Below are 704 nucleotides of genomic sequence, written 5' to 3' on the forward strand. Positions count from 1 at the left end.
GGTAGATGAGCTAACAGTACGAGAAGGCTTTTACGTTAAACCAGGCACATCAATGATGAGTATTGCCCAGCTTGATGAAATTTGGGTAGAGGCGGAAGTGTTCGAGCGCCAATCAGAACAAGTGAGTGTTGGGTTGCCCGTTACAATGACACTTGATTACTTAAAAGGTCAAAAGTGGGAAGGTAAGGTTGATTACATTTACCCCGCGCTTGATGCTAAAAACCGGACTCTGCGTGTAAGGCTTAGGTTTGAAAATGCAGATCATCGGTTAAAACCAAATATGTTTGCACAAGTGAGCATTCACGCTAAAGCGAGTAAGGCGCAATTTACAGTCCCTAAAGAAGCGGTAATCCGCACGCAGCATCAAAACCGTGTGGTTATTGCATTAGGTGAGGGGCGTTTTAAATCGGTAGAAGTTGAAGTTGGGCAAATTAATAGTAATGAAGCGGTCATTTTGTCAGGTGTAATGACAGGTGACACGGTAGTTACTTCAGCGCAATTTTTAATAGACTCTGAATCGAGTAAAAGCTCCGACTTTAAACGAATGGAAATGCCTGGCTCTGGTATCAGCTCTAGTATTAGCTCAGGTATGAGTTCGGATTCTGGTTCAGACTCTAATATGAACATGGATATGCAGCCACAAAGCGCCACGGTTAACGGCACTATTAATGCCAGCAAACACAAACATTAACTCAAGAACTTGC

At 43.2% G+C, this 704-nt stretch carries 1 protein-coding gene; it reads left to right on the plus strand.

All coding sequences use genetic code 11. From position 1 onward, the window contains the following. The coding region (locus FRC98_RS20835; RefSeq protein WP_230467884.1) for an efflux RND transporter periplasmic adaptor subunit at positions 1-691 on the plus strand (691 nt) is incomplete at its 5' end. Positions 692-704 lie beyond the last annotated feature (13 nt).

This window comes from Lujinxingia vulgaris (assembly GCF_007997015.1).
Lineage (GTDB): Bacteria > Myxococcota_A > Bradymonadia > Bradymonadales > Bradymonadaceae > Lujinxingia > Lujinxingia vulgaris.